A 17,143-nucleotide genomic window follows, 5' to 3' on the forward strand; every position below is an offset into this window, starting at 1 on the left:
GATGAAGGACGCCCTGCGCGCGCGGGCGACGGTGGGCGAGGTGTGCAACGCGCTGCGGGAGGTGTGGGGGGCTTACGTGCCTTCGGACGCCTTCTGACCTGGGCCATTGCCTCAAATGGGTAATCGAGGATGAAAACGGCACATCCCCGGTTAGGCTCGTGGAGGGTGTTCCCGTAAGGAGGGTGCCGTGGCTGTGATGCTGCACGAGTCGTCGCTTGCCGATGCTGCTGACCATCTCTGGGAGGAGCTGCCCGGCCACCGGGTAGAGATCCTCAACGGGAGCATCGTCGTGACACCGCCGCCGGATGGTCCGCACCAGGAGTCGCTGACCTGGCTCATCGAGGAGTTCTCGCGGATCGGAGCCAGGCAGGCGGGACTCAGATACATCGGTGGCATCGGATTGTGGCTGCCGACGGGACCCGACGACTACGCGGTCCCCGACTTCTCCGTGGTCGATGACGACTACAGGGACGCGCTCGTGGAGAAGAACTGCTACGCGCCGCACGTCTTCCGCCTGGTGCTGGAGGTGACCTCCACCAACTGGTCCAACGACACGGCCATCAAGGTCGGGATCTACGCCAAGGCGGGCATCCCGGCCTATCTCGTCGCGGACCGCCACCACGACGAGGTCCTGCTCTACACCGACCCGAAGGACGGAAAGTACCCCGACCCCCGGCACTTCGAGCGGGGCCGGTCCGTCCCCGCCCCGGAGTCCGTCGGGATCACCCTCGACCTGTCCGTCGACACCCTCCTGGACGGCGACGACTGACCGAACTCCGGACAGCCGAATCCGAGTGTGGTACCCCGTGCGACACTCCTTTTCATGTTCGGTGTCATCGACCTCCCCACCTACCTGGCCGGCCTGATCCTCATCGTGCTGCTGCCCGGCCCCAACTCCCTGTACGTCCTGTCCGTCGCCGCCCGGCGCGGGGTGCGGGTCGGCTACAGGGCGGCGGCCGGAGTCTGGTGCGGGGACGCCGTGCTGATGACGCTGTCCGCCGCGGGCGTCGCCTCGCTGCTCCAGGGGAACGCCGTGCTGTTCGGCATCGTGAAGTACGCGGGCGCCGGCTATCTGACCTGGCTCGCGATCGGCATGCTGCGCGCCGCCTGGGGCATGTGGCGGACCCGGCGCGAGCAGAGCGGCCCCGAGACGGTCGCGGCCGACGCGGCCCCGATGGAGCGGCCGTACCGCAGGGCGCTGGTCATCAGCCTGCTCAACCCCAAGGCGATCCTGTTCTTCATCTCCTTCTTCGTGCAGTTCGTCGACCCGGCCTACGCCTACCCGGCGCTCTCCTTCGTCGTCCTCGGCGTCTTCGCGCAGATCGCCAGCGTGCTCTACCTGAGCGCGCTCATCTTCGGTGGCACCAGGCTCGCCGCCGCCTTCCGCCGCCGCCGGGTTCTGTCGGCGGGCGCCACCTCGGCGGCGGGCGCCCTGTTCCTGGGCTTCGCGGCGAAGCTGTCGCTGGCCGGCGCGTAGGGACGCAGGGCCGCCCGGTTCACAGCGGGCGGCCCCAGGGGTCAGCGTCGCTTGGACGGCGGCTTGGACAGCCGGGCCCGCAACACCGGCGTCAGCGTCTCCTCCACGTACCGGTTCAGCAGCCGGGCCAGCAGCAGCATCGCCGCGATCGTGAGCGCGAAGGTCCCCGCCGAGCCGATGCCGAGGCCGCGGTGCAGGCCGTGGATGACCACCCAGCCCAGGTGCTCGTGGACCAGGTAGAACGGGTAGGTGAGGGCGCCCGCGACGGTCAGCCAGCGCCAGTTCGCCCGGTCCAGTAGGCCCAGCGCGATGGCGGCGACCGCGGCGAAGCCGAGCGTCACGACCAGGATGATGCCGAACGAGGTCCTGTGGGAGAAGGCGTCCGCGCTCGGCGCGTGCCACAGGTCCTGGACCGCGTAGTGCTGGCCGATCAGCCAGCTCACCCCGACGATGCCCCAGGCGTACACGTCCTTGCGGTCGCGGTGGACGAGGTACAGGCCGACACCGCCGACGAAGAACGGCGCGTACTCCGGCATCAGGACGAGGTCGAGCAGCGGCTCGTTCGCGCCCTCCGCGATCGCCGCCCCCAGGGTCCACAGCGCGCAGAAGAGGATCACCCGCTGCCGGCTCGCCCCGGGCATCACCACGAACAGGGCGAACAGCGCGTAGAAGCGGACCTCCGCCCACAGCGTCCAGCACACCCCCAGCACCCGGTCCACGCCGAGCGGCTGCTGGAGCATCGTCAGGTTCACCAGGGCGTCGCTCGGCGAGACGGCCTCGTGGACGACCACCGGCAGGGCGAACACCGCCGTCACGAGGAGGACCGCCGCCCAGTAGGCGGGCAGCAGCCGGGAGGCGCGGGAGGCGAAGAACGACCGCAGCGGCCTGCCCCAGCCGCTCATGCAGATGACGAATCCGCTGATCACGAAGAAGATCTGGACGCCGAGGCAGCCGTAGGCGAAGTACTCGTGAAGGGTGGGGAACTGGTCCTTCGGGGAGCTTCCCCAGGCAGTGGTGACATCGCCGCCGCGCCCGCCGTAGTGATAGGCCGCCACCATCAGCGCGGCGACCAGCCGCAGTCCGTCCAGGGCGCGCAACCGGGGACGCCCGTGCGGCTTTTCCGTCTCCGTCGGCCGGGTCGCTTCGGGCACCGGACGAGCGAGCGTGCTGGTCAAGGAAAACCCCTGGGTTTCATGATTCCGGCCGGATTCGGCCGCGGGTACGCCAGCACGCTAGTGCGATGGACGGAGAGCAACCGAACGCCGGACCAACGATTCCCTGCCCGGTAGAGATGAGTTCACCTGGATGTCGTTTTGGCTTTCTAAATTCTCCGGACATCCCCCTTGCGTGGAAGAAAACGCAACCCATGCTGTCGCGGAGCGCGCGCGCAGCTGGTTCGGCAAAACAGGAGTGCCATGACGACGGTTCAGAACAGACGGGCACGTGTGCGCGGAGGGGAGCTGGACGACTGCTTGCGTGCCTGCGCGGTGCACAGCGGAAAACTCGTCGGCAGTGTGGACCGCCGCCGCATCGAACTCGCCGAGCAGCTCCGCAGGCTGCTCGTCGTGGTCACCACCGGTGACGCCCCCACCGCCGCACCGGTCGCGCCGAGCGGTGCCGCCGCCCGCCTCAAGCGGGTCGTCAAGGGCGCGTCGGCCCCCGCCGCCGGCATCCCCAACGACGTGCTGGACGCCCTGCTCGCCGTCGCCAACAAGGCCCTGGAATGCGGCTACGACGACGAGCTGGACCTCGCCCTGGTCATCAGCGACACCGTCCTGGCCCAGCGCAAGAACTCCCGCGCCGGCTGGCGGCTGCGCGCCCGGCTGATGGAGGCCCTCGGCGACGAGACCGAGGCCGTACCCGCCTACGAGCGGTACCTGGGCCTCACCGACAGCGACGGATTCGGCGTCTCCGCGAAGATCGCCGGACTGCGTGTCGCCGGGGAGAAGGACCGGGAACTGCTGGCCCTGCTGCGGCGCCAGTGCCCGCGCGCCGAGCGGTTCGCCGGCGGCCCCGCCACCGACGTGTGGGCCGAGGGCCTGGCCGCGCACGCCGCGGGGGACTGGTCCGAGGCCGAGCCGCGCATGGTGGGAGCGCTCCTCGCACTGGCCGCCGGGCAGGCGCCGGTCGCCGACCGGCAGGAACTGCTCGGCCAGTACCTGGAGCTGCGCTCCGCGCGCGGCGACGCCGACCTGCCCGCGCTCACCGAGGTCCTGGCCCTCTACGCCGAGCAGCGCCGCAACCGGATGCGCGGCCCCGTCGCCGACCCCACCATCGGCGGCGTGCAGTGGGTCAGCCTCGGCGAGTTCCGCAACCTGATCGCCGGCAAGTCCATCTGCCTCATCGCCAACTCCGGTCGAGTGGGCGCCAGTTCGATGGGCGCCGAGATCGACGCCTACGACCTGGTGGTCCGTTTCAACTCGTACCGCATCGACGAGAAGCACACCGGCGGGCGCACCGACATCCACGCCACCATCCACAAGCACGGCTTCAACTGGGACCAGCCGGTCACCACCCGGCTCGTGTTCGGCGGTGTCTCCGGCGACTGGAAGCACTCCCTGCGCAACCGCCTGGTGCCCGGCGCCCAGCGACACCTCGGCGACGAGTCGCTGCGCTGGCCCGTGCGCACCATCGGCAAGCTCGGCTCCGACGTCTGGTCGGGCATTCCGACCACCGGCTTCAACATGCTGTTTCTGCTGGACTTCCTGGACGTCAGCCCCACGCTCGACCTGATCGGCTTCGACTTCTACGAGAGCGGCGCCTACCGCGTGCCCGAAGCCATGAAGATGCCGATCACCTCCGTGCACGAGTACACCAGCGAGAAGGAATGGGTCATGCAGCGGGCCCAGCGAGTGACCGACATGAGGATATCCCTGCGATGACCATCACCCCCGGGGCCGCGACCACGGCCTCCCCGGTACCGGCCCTCTCGTCGGACGCGCTCACCGGCAAGCGCCGCGTCGCCTTCGCCGCCTACGTCGACGAGAACTACCTGCCCGGCTTCCTCGCCCTGCTGCGCAGCCTCGCGCTGTCCAACCCGGGCGTGTGCGAGGACTTCGTCGTGCTCCACGACGACCTGCGGCCCGGCTCCATCGCCAGGATCCGCGCCCTGCACCCGCGGATCGTGCTGCGCCGGGTGAACACCGAGCACTACGACACGTACAAGAAGGGCGACCAGGACAACTACCTGGTCCGCAAGGCGTACTTCATCCTCGACGTCTTCCGGCTCCGTGAGTACGACACCGTCATCACGCTCGACACCGACATGGTCGTCCTCGGCGACCTCGGTGAACTGCTGCGGCTGCGCGAGGGCCTGGCGGCCGTCCCGCAGTTCTTCTACGGGCAGCACAAGCTGAACTCCGGGCTGCTGGTCATCCAGCGCGAGTACCTCAGCGACGCGTTCTGCGCCGAGCTGGACGCGACCGGACGCAGCGGCGACTACGAGCTCGACAAGCACGACCAGGGCATCCTCAACGCCGTCCTGGACGGCGACTTCGTCCGCCTCGACGCCCGCTACAACTTCGTCAAGCGGCGCCTGTCCGGCGACCTGCCGGTCCCCGACGACACCGCGATCCTGCACTTCACCGGCCGCCACAAACCCTGGCAGGGCGGCGAGGCCGGATACGGGCAGGCGGAGGACCGCTGGCGCGAGTTCGAGCTGTCCGACGCCGAGTTCCAGGCCGCCTACCTGGCCCGGTCCGGCGCCCTCCACCACGACCTGCTGGTGCACCTCGGGACCCCGCACGTCGCACGCACCGGTGACGTCGAGAGCGCCCGCAAGGTGGCCGCCGCGCACATCGCGGCCGGCGACTACCAGGACGCCGTCGACATCCTGAGCGGCGTGCACATCCCGCTCGACGAGGCCTGGCCGCACGAGGTGCTCGGGCACGCCCTGATGAGCGTCTCGCGCCACGAGGAGGCCAAGGCCCGGCTGCTGCTCGCCGCCGCCGCCCCCAACCGGGCCGCGACCGCCTACGCCCGGCTCGCCCAGATGGCCTGGGTGCACGGCGACGACGCCGAGTCGCTGCGGCACGCCACCGCCGGCATCTCCGTCGACCCCACCCACCGCTCGAGCCGGCTGTGGGCCCAGCGTGCCGCCTCCGTACCCGAGCAGGAGCTGGGCGGCGCCGAGGACCAGCTGGCGCACGTCGCCTTCTACATGGACCGCCAGGGCAACGCCGGCGACAAGCTGCTCCCCGAGACCGTCCGCCTGGGCTTCGGCCCGGACACCACCTCCCGCCGCTGGCACTCCGTGCACGCCCACCGGCTGTTCGACCAGGCCGCCCTGGAGCGGGTCAACGCCCGGCGCGGCCTGGTCATCGGCGGCGGCGGACTGTTCATCCCGGACACCATGCCCAACGGCAACAGCGCCTGGCAGTGGAACGTGCCCGACGCACACCTGCGCGCCGTCGACGTGCCGATCATGGTGTACGCGGTCGGCTTCAACGCCTTCGACGGCCAGTCGTACCGGGCCGGGCGGTTCCGCGAGAGCCTGCGCCTGCTGGTGGAGAAGTCCTCGTTCTTCGGGCTGCGCAACCACGGCTCCATCGCCAAGGTGCGGGCCATGCTCCCGGACCACCTGCACGACAAGGTCCGCTTCCAGCCCTGCCCCACCACGGTCAGCCGCCAGTTGGTGCAAGGCTGGACGGACCCGGCCGAGCGCGAGGACACCGTCCTGCTGAACGCCGCCTACGACCGGGCGGGCCTGCGCTTCGGACACGACTACGGGCACTTCCTCGCGGAGATCGCCAAGGCCGTGCGCGGCATCGGCGCGCACACCGAGGTCCGCTGCGTGGCGCACTCGCTGGACGACGAGCGGATCGCCTTCGACCTGCGCCGCGAGCACGGCATCTCGCTGCCGGTGATCCCGATGTACGACTTCGACAACGACGGGATCCGGGACCTGTACGCGAGGACCCGCCTCGTCATCGGCATGCGCGGGCACGCCGGGATGATCCCGTTCGGCGTGGGCACGCCGATCATCAGCCTGATCTCGCACCCGAAGATGGCGTACTTCCTGGCCGACATCGAGCGCCCCGAGTGGGGTGTCTCCGTGCACGACAGGAACCTGGGCGCCGTGCTCACCGAGCGGGCGACCGGCATCCTGGACCGTCACGCGGCGACCGTCGCCGACGTCCACGAGCGTCAGCAGTCGCTGTGGAAGGTCACCGAGGCCAACGCCGCCGACCTGAGGGCGATCCTCGGCGAGTGAGACGGGGGGAGCCCCCGCGGCCGGTCCCAGGACGCTGGGGGACGGGCCGCGGGGGCTCACGCGTGCCGCGTGCCGCGCGCTTCACGCCGGGCCCGCGGACTCAGCGGCCCAGGGCCTTCCTCATCAGCCGGGACAGCCGCGAACCGCCGCCGTTCTTCGCCCGGTCCTCGTCGTACGCCTTGCGCAGCTGCTCGAAGTGGTCGGCGCGGGTACGGCTCAGGTACGCGTCGTCGATCAGCGGCTCGGCCAGCGACCACGCCCGCCGGTGGTCGCCGGCGTAGTGGGCGACGTAGGCCTTGGAGAACTCCAGGACCGACTTGAACGGGATGCCGCCGGTGTGGTCGCGGTCGATCCGTTCCTGGACGGCGGAGATGAGCGCCAGCTTCTCGTCGACGGAGCAGGTGTCCTCCGCGATGGACTTCAGCACGTCCTCGGGGATCGGCCGGACCACCTCGAAGGCGAGCGTGGAGCGGATCGGCGGTCCGGCGATCTCGATGTACGGCAGCAGCGCGCCCGTGCTGTGGTGCAGCCACGGCAGCCGGGGCCCGGCGAAGTCCTGGTGCAGGACGACCGAGCCGGGCCGCAGCCGGGACAGGAACCGCTCGGTCACGCAGCGGAACACCCGGGGGGTCTTGGCGATGTCGATGTGCAGGAACTCGACGGGGCTGGTGTCCTCGGGGTCCGAGGTCTTCCAGAGGTCGCCCGCGTGGATCTCCAGGAACGGCAGGAACGGTTCGAGGCGTCCGCGGAAGTCGTCCAGGAAGGAATCGTCCTCGGCCGGTTTGCTGCCGGAGGTGAAGAACTTCTCCGTCGCGAAGGTGCCCTTGCCGACGCGGAAGAAGTCGTACGCGTGCAGCCGCCCCCGGCGCTCGTCGAAGACGGGGCTCTCGCGCAGCCCGAGCGCGAGGGCATAGGTGGAACCACCGCCACCGGACCCCAGTTCGACCAGTCGGTCCTCGCCCGTGAGGTGATGGCGTCCCAGTAGATAGAGGAACCGCAGTTCCCAGGTGCTGACCTGGGAGTAGGGGAGGGTGTCCGGCAGGCGGACATCGTCGAGGAGCGAGTAGAGCCGGCCGATGTTCGTCATGGATGCCTCACGGGTGGGGTGACGCCGGAGAAGGGCGGCAAGCGTGGTGATCCTATGGGTGTGACTGCCAGTTCACCATGGAATCCATGGAGTTGACTGGCTGTCACTCGGGCTTTCCATGGCCTTCGCTCGCCGTTCACTCAGGGAGGCGCCCCGCCCGTCCGCCCGGCCCGTCTGCCCCGCCCCGCTCGGCCGAGGGCGGGGCGGACGGGCGTGTGCTCAGCGGCGGGCCATCGCCCGGCGCAGCCTGCGCGCCCTGCGCGCGACCTTCCGGACCGTGGCGTTGCGCGGCAGGAACCCCAGCTGGGGCGGCACCCCGCCGGGCAGCCCGAGGGACGCCAGCCGCTTCTTCTTGAAGTAGCGCCGGGTGTCGTCGTCCAGTCGCGTCGACAGGTAGCGCTCGGCCTCGGACCGCAGCGCCGGCAGGATCTTCGGCTGCATCGTGAACCCGACGGCCCGTACGAGGTCGCCGAGCGCCTCGGCGGCCATGCGCCCGCGCCCCTCGGCGACCGCCGCCCCGTCCGTCGGCTCCGGCAGCAGCGCGTCGACGATGGTGACCGGGACGCGGTTGCTGTTCTCGAACGGCGTCAGCCGGTCCAGCAGAGTCCCGGTGCCGACCCGGGCGACCGGCAGCCCGTACAGGGCGGACGCGGTCAGCAGGGCGGTGGAGAAGCAGCCGACGACCAGGGCCGGACGCATCCGCTGGTACAGCACCTCGGCCAGGACCGGGGCGTCCACCACCGTGAGACCGACGCCGAGCCGCTCGGCCTCCTCCTCCAGGGTGTGGGTGAAGCGCGCCGGGGCCGTGGGGTGCGGCTTGAACACCACGCGGCTGTGACCCAGCTTCACCGCGCCCTTCAGCATCCGCACATGAAGGTTCTCCTCCTCCTCGGCGGAGAGGATGTTCAGCGCGGACAGGTACTGGCCCAGCAGCAGCGCGGGCCCCGTCACGTCCGGCAGCTCGCCGCCGGTGTCGACCAGTTCGGCCAGCACCTTGGTGAACGCCGGGGTCGCCACCACCTCCGGCGCCACCCCGAACTCGGTGAGCAGCAGCGGCTCGAGCCCCGGCACCAGGTCGAGGTGGAGCAGCCGCTCCACCCGGGTGCCGACCAGCGGGTCGAGCTTGTTGCGGGTGGGGCCGTAGCTCATCAGGCCGTCCGCGTAGACGGTGACGGGCGCGTCGGTGAAGATCTGCGTCACTCCGAGGGCCGGGTTGACCTGGATGGACTCCACGGCGAGGGCCAGGTCGTCGTCGCCCAGGTCCCAGAGCAGCCGCAGATACCGTTCCCACAGGGGAGCGTCCTCCAGGCGCGGCGCCCAACCGCCGGGGTGGAACGGGAAGACGGCCTCGTTCCAGGACAGCACGTCGTCGAACCGGGACCGCAGCCGCTCGAACCCGGGCATCTCGTCGACGGCGGGCGTGGTCTCGGGCGTCGTCGCGTTGTTGGAGACCAGCAGGATCCGCCGGTCGGCGGGCGCGAAGCAGCCGGAGTCCAGGGCGGCGGCGAGCGTGGCCGTGCCGTACAGGGTCGACGCCATGAAGATCTGCGTGGTCACGCGGCGACCTCCGCGGCCGGCACGGGGCGGCGGCGCAGCCTCCGCAGCCGGCCGGCGCGCTCGGCGTCCATCGAGCCGAGTGCGTCGTTGAGTACGTCCTGCGGCATGCGCCGCAGTGCGGCGGTGCTCATCGCCTTCAGCTGTCGTGCCACGGGGGGCTCGAACCTTTCGATGGTTCCCAGGTGGTGGGAAATGATGGCGCAATACGTGCGCACGGCCTTCGGCAGCAGGGCCGCCGCATCGGCGTCCCGCGCGGTCTCCTCGATCACCTGGTCGAACGCGCGAATGAAGTCGAGCTGCCGGGCGTCACCGATCTGGGTGAGCGACGAGGAGACCCCGCGCCGGTAGAAGACACCGAGGAGGCCGGTCACCGCGAAGGACTCCGCCTCCCGGTGCAGCTTCCAGATCCAGGGCCGGTCCTCGGCGGTGCGCAGCCCGTCGGTGAAGTGCAGCACGCCGCGCTCGACGAGCCTGCGGTGGTAGATGCCCGCCCAGGCGTAGGCGTAGTCGACGGAGGTGGTCCGGTGGGAGGGGAGGATCGCGTCGCGCGGGTTCAGCGCGACATTGCGCCGGCCGTGCGGGACGCGGTGCACGGTGCGGGCCCGCGCGGTGCACTGCACATGGTCGGTGCGGACGAAGTCGCAGTCCAGCTTCTCGATCGCGGAGACCAGCCGGGCGTAGTGGCCGGGCGCCAGCCAGTCGTCACCGTCGAGGAAGGTCAGGTACTCGCCGCGGGCCCGGTCGATGCCGGTGTTGCGGGCGGTCGCCAGGCCACCGTTCTTCTCGTGGCCGACCAGCACCGCCCCCGGCAGTTCGCGTTCGGCACGCGCGAGGAGGTCCGCGGTCCCGTCGGTCGAGCAGTCGTCGACGAGAATGAATTCGAAGTCGTCCCGCGCGTTGGCGCGCAGACTTCGCAGGGCATCGGGGACGTATGGGCGCACGTTGTAGAACGGCACGATGACGGAGAGCTTGAGCACGTCTTCGACGTTAGGGGGCGGCCCGTCATTCGTCTTTACCCGCACCTTGATACGGGGTGAACGACGCGTGGCGAAGCAGTGAAGCGAACATTTTTCCGGAGAGCGGGCGGGTCGATCCCCCATTCGGCGATCTGCTGTTAACCATTTGTTGGATTCGGGTTGGGCCGCTCCTGGGAATTACTTCCTAACGTCTTCGTTGTGCCAGCAAGTGCAACGAAGTCCCTGCGAGCAGCCGTTCTCGCGGATTCCGACACCCGGTGGAAATGGGGCGCGCTCACCGCGAACCGCATTGCCCCGGAGCATTCGGACATCCGTCTGGACGGTTATCTCCTGCGGGGCCGTGCGACTCCCACCGCCCGTCAGCTCGACGAGGTCGGCGTCCGGGCGGACGCCCTCCACGAGGTGACCGCGGTCCAGTTCCTGCACGCCATGCGCGAGGAGTCGTACGACATCCTGGTCCTCGCGCTGGTCGGCGGCGGGGTGCAGGCGATGCTGCACGGGCTCGGGCGCGTCTGGGAGGACACCGCAGCCGACCGGGCGAAGCGGCCCGTCGTCGTCACCGGATATGTCGGCGTCGTCTACGAGAAGCTCGCCGACGGCCTGCTGCTGCGCCACGGGGCCGACCTCGTCCTCGCCAACTCCCGTCAGGACGCGGACCGTTTCCGCGCCGTGTACGAAGGCGTGGGCGCCGACGCCGGCTCGGTGACGGAGGTCGCGCTGCCGTTCCTCGGCGGGGCCGCCTACACCGGCGAGCACGACCCCCGCACGGTCGTCTTCGCCGCCCAGCCCTCCGTACCGGAGAACCGCCGGGACCGTACCTACCTGTTGAACCGGCTGGTCGAGCACGCCCGCCGGCACCCCGAGCGCGAGGTACTGCTCAAGCTGCGCTCCAAGCCGGGCGAACACACCACGCACATCGAGGAACTGCCGTACCAGAAACTGGTCCAGCGGCTCGACCCGCCGGCCAACTTCCGCCTGGTGTACGGGCACATGGGCGAAGTCCTGGACCGCACCGACCTGCTGGTCACGGTGAGCTCCACGGCCGCCCTGGAATCCCTGCACCGCCGCATCCCGACCGCGGTCCTCACCGACCTCGGCGTACGCGAGGCGCTCGGCAACCACCACTTCGTCGGCTCCGGCTGCCTCGCCTCCTGGGACCAGCTCGACGCCGGCCACCGGCCCGTGCCGGACGAGGAGTGGGTGTCCCGGCAGGGCGTGGCCGCCGGGGGAGAAGCGTACGGCAGGGCCTTCGACACCGCCCGCGCCCGCATCGCCGAGCTGCTCGACCGCCCCGGCGACCTGCCCCCGCCGGCCCCGTACTACACGCCCGTCACCGCGCCCGGCTACCTGCCCGGCCTGCTCGCCCGCCATCACCTCGGCCCGGACGGCACCCCGCTGCCCGGCACCCCCGCCGCCGGCAAGGAGCCCGGACCGGTCCGGCAGATCGTGCGCCGCGCGGCGCGCGGCGCCTACCGCCACGGCGTCCAGCGGGTGGCCCCGGTGATCCGTCGGATGGGCGAGCTGTGAGCGCCTCCCTTCCTGCTCAAGGAGCTGATCCCATGTCCCGACCGCAAGAGGGCCAGGGCACCCCGGTACGCCGCGTGCTCGCCGTGATCCCCGCGCGCGGCGGCTCCAAGGGCGTGCCCGCGAAGAACCTCGCGCCGGTCGGCGGCGCGCCCCTGGTGACCCGCGCCGTCCGCGAATGCCGCGCGGCGCGCCATGTCACGGACGTCGTGGTCTCCACCGACGACCAGGCCATCGCGGCCGCCGCCCGGCAGGCCGGCGCCGAGATCGTGATGCGCCCCGCCGCCATCGCGGGCGACCTCGCCACCTCGGAGGCGGCCGTCCTGCACGCCATGGACGCCCACGAGGCGCTGCACGGCGACCGGGTGGACGTCGTCCTGCTGGTCCAGTGCACCAGCCCCTTCCTGATCCGCGAGGACATCGACGGCGTGGCCGGCGCGGTCGCCGCGCAGGGCGCCGACACGGCCGTGACCGTCGCCCCGTTCCACGGCTTCGTCTGGCGGGACGCGGCCGGCGAGGAGCCGGCCGGCTCCCAGGGAGACGGCGGCAGCGGCGGCTTCGGCGTCAACCACGACAAGTCCTTCCGCCCCCGCCGCCAGGACCGCCCCCAGGACCTCCTGGAGACCGGCGCCGCCTACGCCATGGACGCGGCCGGCTTCCGCGAGCACCAGCACCGTTTCTTCGGCCGCACCGAACTCGTGCGCACCGACCCCGCCCGCGTGCTGGAGATCGACGACCCGCACGACCTCGCCCGCGCCCGCGCCCTCGCCCCGCTCTTCGACGCGGGCCGGCCCGGCGCCCTCCCGACCGCCGACGACATCGACGCGGTCGTCCTCGACTTCGACGGCACCCAGACCGACGACAGGGTGCTGATCGACGCCGCCGGACAGGAATTCGTCTCCGTGCACCGCGGCGACGGGCTCGGCATCGCCGCCCTGCGCAGGAGCGGACTGAGGATGCTCGTCCTGTCCACGGAACAGAACCCGGTCGTCGCCGCCCGCGCACGCAAGCTCAAGATCCCCGTGCTGCACGGCATCGACCGCAAGGACCTCGCCCTGAAGCAGTGGTGCGAGGAACAGGGCATCGCGCCCGAGCGCGTGCTCTACGTCGGCAACGACGTCAATGACCTCCCGTGCTTCGCCCTCGTGGGCTGGCCCGTGGCGGTCGCGAGCGCCCACGACGTCGTACGCGGCGCCGCGCGCGCGGTCACCACCGTCCCCGGTGGCGACGGCGCGATCCGGGAGATCGCCAGCTGGATCCTCGGCCCCTCTCTCGATTCCCTCCCCAAGTAAGGAAGCACCGGTCATGAGCACCAACTCCCGCATCCGCACCCTCGGTTCCCGCGAAGCCGGCCCCGGCCGCCCGGTGTACGTCACCGGCGAGATCGGCATCAACCACAACGGCGACATCGAGAACGCGTTCAAGCTGATCGACGCCGCCGCCGAAGCCGGCTGCGACGCCGTCAAGTTCCAGAAGCGCACCCCCGAGATCTGCACCCCGCGCGACCAGTGGGACATCGAGCGCGACACCCCCTGGGGCCGGATGACGTACATCGACTACCGCCACCGCGTGGAGTTCGGCGAGGAGGAGTACCGCCAGATCGACGCCTACTGCAAGAAGAGGGGCATCGACTGGTTCGCCTCCCCGTGGGACACCGAGGCCGTCGCCTTCCTGGAGAAGTTCGACGTCCCCGCCCACAAGGTGGCCTCCGCCTCCCTCACGGACGACGAGCTGCTGCGCTCGCTGCGCGCCACCGGCCGCACGATCATCCTCTCCACCGGCATGTCCACCCCGAAGCAGATCCGCCACGCGGTCGAGGTGCTCGGCAGCGAGAACATCCTGCTCTGCCACGCGACGTCCACCTACCCGGCCAAGGCCGGGGAGCTGAACCTCCGCGTGATCAACACCCTCCAGCAGGAGTACCCGAACGTCCCGATCGGCTACTCCGGCCACGAGACCGGCCTGCAGACCACGCTCGCCGCCGTCGCCCTCGGCGCCGCGTTCGTCGAGCGCCACATCACCCTGGACCGCGCCATGTGGGGCTCCGACCAGGCCGCCTCCGTCGAACCGCAGGGTCTGACCCGCCTGGTCCGCGACATCCGCACCATCGAGGATTCCCTCGGTGACGGCGTCAAGAAGGTCTACGAGTCCGAGCTGGGCCCGATGAAGAAGCTGCGCCGGGTCCCCGGTGCCGTCGCCGAGGCGGAGATCGCCGCGGCCGCCGGCGAGCCGCTGACCGTCTGACCCTCCCTCACCCACCCTCCCCTGACGACGGGAACGGTCGTACGTCGATGAGCCCCCGCGCCGGGACCGCCGGCTCCCACACTCTCGCCTTCGTCGAGAGCCCGGTACAGCTGCTGAACGTGCTGGAGTGGGCGCACGCGCATGCGCCCGGCGTGGGGCTCACCCTCGTGGTGCTGTCCCCCGTCGACCCCATGACACGCGGTCAGTTGCGCCGCATGTCCGAACTCGCCCGCGAAGAGGGCCATGAAGTCCGCTGGGAGGAGGCGCGCGGCGGAGCCACCGCACCCTTCCAGACCGTCGCCGGCCTGGCCGGCCTGCTGCGCCGCGCCTCCCGGGTCGTCCTCGGCGACCCCTTCTCGCGGTACGTGCAGCTCATGCTGACGATCACCCGTGCCCGCGACCTCGTCGTCGTCGACGACGGCACGGCGACCATGGAGTTCGTCGGCCAGCTCGCGCGCGGCGAACGCCTGGTCCGCTGGCACCGCAAGGGCGGCCGCCGCGGCCCCCGCGACCTGCTCCTCGCCCCGGTCTCCGGTGTCGCCCGGCGCAGGCTCACCCCGGGCGGCCGGCGCCGGGTGGAGGTCTTCTCCTCGATGCCGGTCGACGACATCCCGGCCGGAGTCACCGTCAGCACCAACTCCTTCGCCTGGACCCGGCAGCGGTTCGGCCCGCCCCGCATCACCAGGACCGCCGACATGGTGGGCACGTCCCTGGTGGAGACCGGCGTGGTGGACGCCGACGCCTACGTCGAGGCCGTCCGCTCCCTCACCAGGGCCCACGGCGCGACCCGCTACTTCGCCCACCGCCGCGAGAGCACCGAGAAACTCCACCGGCTCGCGGTCGAGACGGGCCTGGAGATCGTCCGCCCCGAACTCCCCCTGGAGCTGATCGCCCGCCGGGGCCCCATCGGCCGCACGGTCCTCAGCTTCCCGTCGACCGTCGTCCACACCCTCCCCCTGGCCCTGTCCGGCACGGAGGTCCGCATCGCGGTCTGCGACATCGACCCGGCCTGGCTCACCGAGAACGCCTCCCCGCGAGCCCAGGGCTTCCTGTCCAACGTGACCGGCACGGCACGGGACGCGCACCGGCTGGCGGCGGTGTCGGTGGCGCCGGCGGTCTGAGGGGGAGGGGCGCCGGGGCTCACGCGGTACGCCGGACTTCGACGGGAGCGGTGATCCCCTCCGTGACCTCGGGGCGGGTGCGTCCTCGAAGGAAGGCTCCAGGGCCTCGCGGAAGTTCTCCGGGGACTCCTCGACGGTCCCGCCCCGCCGGGTGACCCCGGACCGGAGGCAGCGTGCCACGCACCGGCCGCCTCCGTGGGTGATCGCGGCGGTCGGGTGCGGTGCCCCGGCGGTCATGTCGCCGGTCCGGCGCGCACCGCCCCCGTGGGCCGGGGACTCCGGCGGGCCGGCGCGCACGGCCCCGCACCCCATCGGCGCAACCCGGAACGCCGGAGATGCTTTCACCCGTGCGCGTGGACGGCGACCGCGCACCCGTGGACGGCGGGCCGCCGTGTCCGCCAGGCGAACCGGTCCGCGTGGCTCGGGCGATGCGTGGTACACCGAGGAGAGGTGGAGTTACGGCGCCGGAAGCGGCCGCTGCGAGCGGCGTGCCTTCCGGCGGTCTGTGTGGGCTCGTCCGCATACAAGGGCGGCGAGTTTACCCATCACAGAGCACGGCTAAGCGTGGGACTGCCGGATTTTCTTCCGCTGACAGGCTGATTTTTCTTGATCAGGGGTCGGTCGGGGGCTTCGGCGTCCTACCCTTCAAAGGGTGAAGCAACTGATGTCACTGGAATCCGAGGAGTCCGAGGTCGATCTGGTCGGAGGGGCGGTGCTTCCGGGTACGCTCCCCGAGGTCCTGCGCGCCGAGCTCGTCGCCTTCCGACGCGACCTGCACATGCACCCCGAGCTGGGCAACCAGGAGTTCCGTACGACCGCCGCGATCAAGGAGCGGCTGGAGCGGGCCGGCCTCGCCCCGCGCGTACTCTCCAGCGGGACCGGCGTCATCTGTGACATCGGGGTGATGGACGGCACACCGGTCGGCACCGGCCCGGACACCGGCACCGGCCCGGACACCGGCACCGGAGCGGCCCCCGGCACCGGCATACTCGCCCTGCGGGCCGACATCGACGGGCTGCCCATCCCCGACATGAAGAGCGAGTGCCCGTACCGCTCCACCGTGCCCGACCGGGCACACGCCTGCGGCCACGACGTGCACACCACCGTCGTGCTGGGCACCGGGCTGGTCCTCGCCGAACTGCACCGTCAGGGCCTGCTGCCCCGGCCGGTGCGGCTGATCTTCCAGCCCGCCGAGGAGGTGCTGCCCGGCGGGGCCGCCGACGCCCTCCTGGACGGCGCGCTCGACGGGGTCGGACGGATCGTCGCCGTGCACTGCGACCCCCGGGTCGACGCCGGGAGGATCGGACTGCGCGAGGGCCCCATCACCTCCGCCTGCGACCGCCTCGAGATCGCCCTCGACGGACCCGGCGGCCACACCGCCCGCCCGCATCTGACCACCGACCTGGTCACCGCCGCCGCCCGGGTCGTCACCGACGTGCCCGCTCTGGTGGGCCGGCGGGTCGACAGCCGCAGCGGGCTCGCCATCACCTGGGGCAGGGTCGAGTCCGGCCACGCGCCCAACGTCATCCCGCAGCACGCCGAGCTGTCCGGCACCGTGCGCTGCCTGGACCTGGAGACCTGGCGGCTGGCCCCGGACATCGTGGTCGCCGCCATCGACGAGGTGGCCAACCTGCACCGTGCCAAGTCGGAGATCAACTACGTGCGCGGAGTCCCGCCGGTCGTCAACGAGGCCGGCGTCACCGAACTCCTGCGGGACGCCATGATCGCCCGGCGCGGCGCGGAGTCCGTGGAGAACACCGAACAGAGCCTCGGCGGCGAGGACTTCTCCTGGTACCTGGAGCACGTCCCCGGCGCCATGGCCCGCCTCGGGGTCCGTCCTCCGGGCGAGCGCACCATCCGCGACCTGCACCAGGGCGACTTCGACGTCGACGAGCACGCCATCACCGTGGGCGTCGAACTCTTCACCGCCGCCGCCCTCCTGGA

The 17,143-nt window shown here is 71.3% G+C and carries 13 protein-coding genes; 9 read left to right on the forward strand and 4 right to left on the reverse strand.

All coding sequences use genetic code 11. The features are described from left to right. The first annotated feature begins 196 nt into the window (after positions 1–196). Positions 197–769: a Uma2 family endonuclease gene (locus AOK11_RS02030; protein ID WP_055591887.1), complete on the forward strand. Its 573-nt coding sequence runs from the start codon at positions 197–199 to the stop codon at positions 767–769. A 54-nt stretch (positions 770–823) separates the two neighbouring features. Next, the gene (gene leuE / locus AOK11_RS02035; RefSeq protein WP_055591888.1) at positions 824–1,477 is read left to right on the forward strand and encodes a leucine efflux protein LeuE; all 654 of its coding nucleotides are present in this window, start codon (positions 824–826) and stop codon (positions 1,475–1,477) included. A gap of 41 nt (positions 1,478–1,518) precedes the next feature. Here the strand turns inward: leuE and AOK11_RS02040 are convergent, their stop codons facing one another. Beyond that, positions 1,519–2,652, reverse strand: a complete 1,134-nt coding sequence (locus AOK11_RS02040; RefSeq protein ID WP_079034572.1) for an acyltransferase family protein — start codon at positions 2,650–2,652, stop codon at positions 1,519–1,521. Between the two features lie 240 nt (positions 2,653–2,892). Between AOK11_RS02040 and AOK11_RS02045 the strand changes: the two genes are divergently transcribed. Beyond that, positions 2,893–4,359, forward strand: coding sequence for a glycosyltransferase family 29 protein (locus AOK11_RS02045; RefSeq protein ID WP_055591889.1), 1,467 nt, complete (start codon positions 2,893–2,895; stop codon positions 4,357–4,359). Then, a complete protein-coding gene (locus tag AOK11_RS02050) occupies positions 4,356–6,689 on the forward strand; it encodes a glycosyltransferase (RefSeq protein WP_055591890.1) in 2,334 nt (777 codons plus the stop codon). The genes AOK11_RS02045 and AOK11_RS02050 overlap by 4 nt, the downstream gene beginning before the upstream one ends. Positions 6,690–6,789: 100 nt before the next feature. Here AOK11_RS02050 and AOK11_RS02055 read toward each other — a convergent pair whose 3' ends face one another. The 3 genes from AOK11_RS02055 to AOK11_RS02065 all read right to left on the reverse strand — a co-directional run bounded on the left by AOK11_RS02055 (position 6,790) and on the right by AOK11_RS02065 (position 10,310). Then, on the reverse strand, positions 6,790–7,776 hold the full coding sequence (locus AOK11_RS02055) for an O-methyltransferase (RefSeq protein WP_055591891.1): 987 nt from the start codon (positions 7,774–7,776) through the stop codon (positions 6,790–6,792). A gap of 219 nt (positions 7,777–7,995) precedes the next feature. Continuing rightward, a complete protein-coding gene (locus AOK11_RS02060; RefSeq protein WP_055591892.1) occupies positions 7,996–9,333 on the reverse strand; it encodes a polysialyltransferase family glycosyltransferase in 1,338 nt (445 codons plus the stop codon). Continuing rightward, on the reverse strand, positions 9,330–10,310 hold the full coding sequence (locus AOK11_RS02065; protein ID WP_055591893.1) for a glycosyltransferase family 2 protein: 981 nt from the start codon (positions 10,308–10,310) through the stop codon (positions 9,330–9,332). The genes AOK11_RS02060 and AOK11_RS02065 overlap by 4 nt, the downstream gene beginning before the upstream one ends. A 198-nt stretch (positions 10,311–10,508) precedes the next feature. On the opposite strand from AOK11_RS02065, the gene AOK11_RS02070 reads away from it, so the two are divergent. From AOK11_RS02070 to AOK11_RS02090, 5 genes are all read left to right on the forward strand, one after another. Beyond that, positions 10,509–11,837 (forward strand): DUF6716 putative glycosyltransferase, encoded by a 1,329-nt coding sequence (locus tag AOK11_RS02070; RefSeq protein WP_055591894.1) that lies wholly within the window; start codon positions 10,509–10,511, stop codon positions 11,835–11,837. Positions 11,838–11,869: 32 nt separating this feature from the next. Further along, positions 11,870–13,126 (forward strand): N-acylneuraminate cytidylyltransferase, encoded by a 1,257-nt coding sequence (locus AOK11_RS02075; protein WP_055591895.1) that lies wholly within the window; start codon positions 11,870–11,872, stop codon positions 13,124–13,126. 13 nt (positions 13,127–13,139) lie between these two features. Beyond that, positions 13,140–14,078: an N-acetylneuraminate synthase family protein gene (locus AOK11_RS02080; protein ID WP_055591896.1), complete on the forward strand. Its 939-nt coding sequence runs from the start codon at positions 13,140–13,142 to the stop codon at positions 14,076–14,078. 47 nt (positions 14,079–14,125) lie between these two features. Continuing rightward, positions 14,126–15,199 carry a hypothetical protein gene (locus AOK11_RS02085; RefSeq protein ID WP_055591897.1) on the forward strand — a complete coding sequence of 358 codons (1,074 nt, stop codon included), beginning with the start codon at positions 14,126–14,128 and terminating at the stop codon, positions 15,197–15,199. Between the two features lie 664 nt (positions 15,200–15,863). Continuing rightward, the coding region (locus AOK11_RS02090; protein WP_055591898.1) for an amidohydrolase at positions 15,864–17,143 on the forward strand (1,280 nt) is incomplete at its 3' end.

It is taken from the genome of Streptomyces hirsutus (assembly GCF_001418415.1).
GTDB lineage: Bacteria > Actinomycetota > Actinomycetes > Streptomycetales > Streptomycetaceae > Streptomyces > Streptomyces hirsutus.